General features: G+C 38.1%; 4 protein-coding genes. All 4 read right to left on the bottom strand.

Translation table 11 applies throughout. From position 1 onward, the window contains the following. Window positions 1-122: 122 nt before the first annotated feature. Window positions 123-1,481: an amino acid permease gene (locus WB217_RS06830; protein WP_423991877.1), complete on the bottom strand. Its 1,359-nt coding sequence runs from the start codon at window positions 1,479-1,481 to the stop codon at window positions 123-125. 121 nt (window positions 1,482-1,602) lie between these two features. Then, the gene (locus tag WB217_RS06825) at window positions 1,603-1,950 is read right to left on the bottom strand and encodes a hypothetical protein (RefSeq protein ID WP_423991875.1); all 348 of its coding nucleotides are present in this window, start codon (window positions 1,948-1,950) and stop codon (window positions 1,603-1,605) included. A gap of 77 nt (window positions 1,951-2,027) precedes the next feature. Then, the gene (locus WB217_RS06820; RefSeq protein WP_423991873.1) at window positions 2,028-2,858 is read right to left on the bottom strand and encodes an ABC transporter permease subunit; all 831 of its coding nucleotides are present in this window, start codon (window positions 2,856-2,858) and stop codon (window positions 2,028-2,030) included. Continuing rightward, window positions 2,851-3,762, bottom strand: a complete 912-nt coding sequence (locus WB217_RS06815; protein WP_423991871.1) for an ABC transporter ATP-binding protein — start codon at window positions 3,760-3,762, stop codon at window positions 2,851-2,853. Before WB217_RS06815 ends, WB217_RS06820 begins: the two co-directional genes overlap by 8 nt. Between the last annotated feature and the right edge of the window lie 556 nt (window positions 3,763-4,318).

The raw sequence follows: 4,318 nt of genomic DNA, 5'->3' as shown, positions 1-4,318 counted from the left end.
TTTTATAGGTGATGATCGCATTCTACTGATAAGGATGATGATTTTCCTGAAAGTGGAATTCCTCTATTTTTTACCTCTCGAAACCCCTTCCCACATACTTGTGATAAAAGTATCAGATATGCTCAATTTTCTTTTATCCATATCTTTTTTTGTAAAACAAAAGAAATTATACCGATCATAACGACCACAAATAAACTAACGAAGAATCCCATCCGGATAGTTTTTTCAAGAAGTGTCCCACTTACTGCGGCAAGAATCAATGCAATGCCTATGAAAGAAATAAATTTACCCCAGGCTTTCATTTCCAATAATTTCAGAGCGGACAGGATGATAAATGCCCAATTGTATAAAATCAAGATTCCGGCTGCAGTAGTGATATACTCATAAATTTTTCCTGGCAGCAGCAGTGCTGTTACAATGGATGCAATTAATCCAACAACCGCAAGTAATAGTGATGGCAAAGGGAGTTGCTTCCACTTTTCGAGTTTTTTTGAAAAAACATTTGGTGCATCTCCATCTTTTGCAAGTGTAACCAGCAATGTGGTCACTCCGAATAAAGAGGCAGTCATTGTTGAAAAACCAGCAATTATAATGGCTGCATTAAAAACATGTGGGAAGAAGCTGAGATGATATTGGCCAAGTGCTGTAACAAAGGGGCTTTCCTTTTCATTGAATGCACCATGTGAAGCCAAGATCACGGCAAGCCCGAGAGCAAGAACATATATAATCATTAATAAAATCAGCATGATAATCCCTGCTTTCGGCGCATCCTCCTTCTTCTTTAGTCTTGTCGCCATTAGGCCAATTACTTCTATTCCGCCGTAGGCGTAGAATGCATAGATCAATGATGACCAAAACCCCTTAAATCCTTCAATAAATAATTTATTAGGTGCTTTTGGAATGAGCGGTTCTTTCGGTTCTAAATGAAACCAGCCCATGAGCGCCGCTATGGCAATTATAATAAACATGATAATGGCTGCGGTTTTAACAATAGCAAGCAAATCCTCTACCTTATCAAAGCCTTTGTTTCCGGTTAGTACAACTCCTATGGACAATATCGCAAATCCCGATGCAAATATCCATAAAGGCACTTTAGGAAACCAAAATTGAGCTAATATCGAAAGTGCTGTTAATTGGCTTCCCATGATAAGGATATTTGAGCTCCAATAATTCCATCCGCAGCAGAAGCCAGCCCATTTTCCGTAAGCTTTATGTGCATAATAGCAAAACGAACCTTCTTGCGGGTCCACTGCAGTCATTTTAGCTAATAAATTATAGACAACATAAGTTCCGACTGCTGCCAAAATAAAGGAAAGAACGATAGATGGTCCAGTAATTTTGATTCCAATGGCGGACCCCAGAAAAAAACCTGTACCTATCGTACATCCAACTCCAATCAATGAAAGCTGCCACCATTTTAAATCCCCTTCATTAGGAGCAGACCCTTTGCAAGAGTTACTTGATGGGAAAAAGAAATCCAAGCCCATTACCTCCTTCAACACGTATTATCATTCGAGTATTGAAGTATATTTATGTACGAAACATCTTTATTTGGAATAATGATTAAAAAAGCCGACTCGTAAAGAATCGGCTTTGGAAAAATTATTTTTTGCTTTTTTCGGAATCAGAATTATTTTTTAGACCCGTCATTGTCCTGTAAATTTGAGTGTACATGCTTCCCTGGACGATATTTTCCAGAAAGAATTCGCCAATTAGCTTCTTATATTCTTCGTCCTCAAACATCTTTTTATTTTGCAGTTCCATTTCCGCTAATCCTTCATAAGTTGAGATTAATGCATACGTATGATCTTCCCCTGAAATCGGCGATAACAATTCAATCCGATGATCATACTGCTCATTTCGGAAGCTTTGAATCATCCGTATATTTTTAACAGCGTCAGGAAAATTTTCCTGCTTGATTTCAAATGTTTGGATAACAATAACAGACATAGCCTATCCCCCTTGTAAATCATAGATAGGATTAGATTTTTCAAATGGAAGATAATCTATTCATGCACAGTATGCTTTTATATCTGCTGCTCAAATAACCTATTGCGATCGTTGTACTTAGTCATTATTTTTAACAGTACAAGATTTATCACTAAAAGCCCAAAACCAATTAGCGACAGAACCACCGGATTCATGACTAAAAATCCAGTTGCCTGGCCAACAAAAAGGCCCATAATCGGAATGATCAAAAGTCCGCCCAGCTGCTGTGCTTCCTGAAAGCCTTTCGCTCTTGCGGATACAAAGACATTTACTAGAATCGTGAGGATCGTGATCATAGGTACGACCCATAGAATCAAAATAAGCCAGTTTGTATTTGGGAAAATCAAAAACCCAAACATATTGTAAGTAAGACTAATTGTGATAATACCGAATAGCACGAAGCTTATTAATGTTATTCCAATGGCAGGAATAAATGCCGACAGTACTTTTCCTAAAAATAAATCCTTGACCGTGATGGGTGAAAATAACAAAGTTTCCATCGTTCTTCTTTCTTTTTCGCCGACAAAGCTGTGTATAGCAATCATCATCGCATTTATAGTTGGGATAAGCAAAAAGATTGAGCCGAACATATAATTGATGACCACAAAGATGATTTGGTGCTTCATGCTAGGCAGGCTGCTGATGAATTCTCCCGTTTTCGTTTCCTGCAGGCCTTTCAGTACATTATCGACCAATTCAGTGAACTCAGGTGAAGTAAGAGGAAGATATTTTATAACTAAAATAAATGCTAATGGAAGGATGACTGAAAAGATTGCAGGAAGTAAAATTAACCCCAGCCAGACCTGCACTGAGCTTGTAATTGCTTTAATATCTTTTGAAGCAATAAGCCAAATCAAGCGTTTATTCATTTTTTTCACCTCGGATCTTGAAGTATATCGATTCCAGATCGTTATTTTCTATTTCTACATGGTGCACCCATGCATTACGAATGATCTTTTCAAGCAGTGTTGAAATCGATTCCTTCGATGGTAATATGAATTGCAGAGTATTCACGCCCACTTTTGTGACAGGATGGCCATCATATTGTTTTTCAACAGGATTGAGGTTTGTCACAACTTTTAAAGTGATCTGACTTACATGACGTGATTGTAGTTCTAGTAAACTCCCTGACTCAATGATTTGCCCTTCATTCAGGAATAAATATTGCTGGCATACGTTTTCAAGCTGATGCAAAATATGCGAACAAAGAAAGATTGTCGTTCCTTGCTTCTCATTCAGCTCTTTTATAAATTTCAGGACTAGCTTAATTCCTTCAGGGTCTAATCCATTTGTTGGCTCATCAAGAAAGAGAAGCTTTGGATGATGCAAAATTGCCTTGATAATGCCAAGTCTTCGCTTCATTCCTGTACTGTAAGTACCAACCTTTTTATGCTGATGATCTGAAAGTTCGAATTCCTCCAGCAGGTTTTCAATTTGTTTTTTATCATAATGACCATAAAGCTTAGCAAAGAATGTCAGGTTATCAATACCAGACATTTCATGATACAAGCCTGCGTTTTCAGTGAGGATCCCACTGATTTTCCGGATTTCTTCACCATTTCTTTGAGGATCCATGCTGCAAACAGAGAGATGACCACTTGTAGGCGTGATGACCCCGTTCATCAACCGGATCATGGTGGTCTTTCCAGATCCATTAGGGCCTAATAACCCGACAATTTCTCCTTCTCTAACCTTCATGGTTACATCTTTGAGGACTGTTTGTTCTGCGAACTTTTTTGATACAGAATCCAGTACTATCATATTACCTGCCATCACTTACCTCCATTAAATAATGCTGTTAAATATAAGACGGCTGAAACTTATTTTCGTTCAATTTTTATAAAATTATAGAATGAGAGTTTATTTGATTTTAGCAATTAAATAAATAAATTTATATAAAATTTTACTTTTGAGGAAAATAAAAGAAGAACCAGCATTTGCTGGTTCTTACAGCTTGTCGACAAAGGTACAGTTAATAGATCGGTTATTGAAAACCTTTTGATTGGAGTGGAAGGCGCGTAGACTCATCCGAAAATGCTAACGCATTTCCATCGTGCGTGGGCAGATTCGAGGAAGCAGTCCAGTGTCCTGCAGGCTCAGCGCCAGCCCCTAGAAGAATTTGCTTATGAAAAAGCCGGCAGTTGGGCTTTTTCAAATTTCTTCCGCGGAAAGCGAAGCGCCTGGAACGGTAATCAAAAGACCTGTTTTACTACCCACCAAATATGAAAAAACTGTAGACAAGTTCGCTTTTATCTAGTTTGTCAACGGCCTGGGAGAACCAGGATCTTACCTGTTAAAGTTCTCTTCTCATTGCTTGTAATACATCTAC

The sequence above is a fragment of the Mesobacillus sp. genome, assembly GCF_049588175.1.
Taxonomy (GTDB): domain Bacteria; phylum Bacillota; class Bacilli; order Bacillales; family Cytobacillaceae; genus Mesobacillus.
Note: the sequence above shows the minus strand (reverse complement) of the source record. Positions and strands in the feature narration are given on the sequence as shown.

Bases quoted from the DNA above. Each gene is read 5' to 3' on its own strand.
- WB217_RS06820 (WP_423991873.1), bottom strand. From the start codon at position 2,858: ATGAATAAACGCTTGATTTGGCTTATTGCTTCAAAAGATATTAAAGCA.
- WB217_RS06825 (WP_423991875.1), bottom strand. From the start codon at position 1,950: ATGTCTGTTATTGTTATCCAAACATTTGAAATCAAGCAGGAAAATTTT.
- WB217_RS06815 (WP_423991871.1), bottom strand. From the start codon at position 3,762: ATGGCAGGTAATATGATAGTACTGGATTCTGTATCAAAAAAGTTCGCA.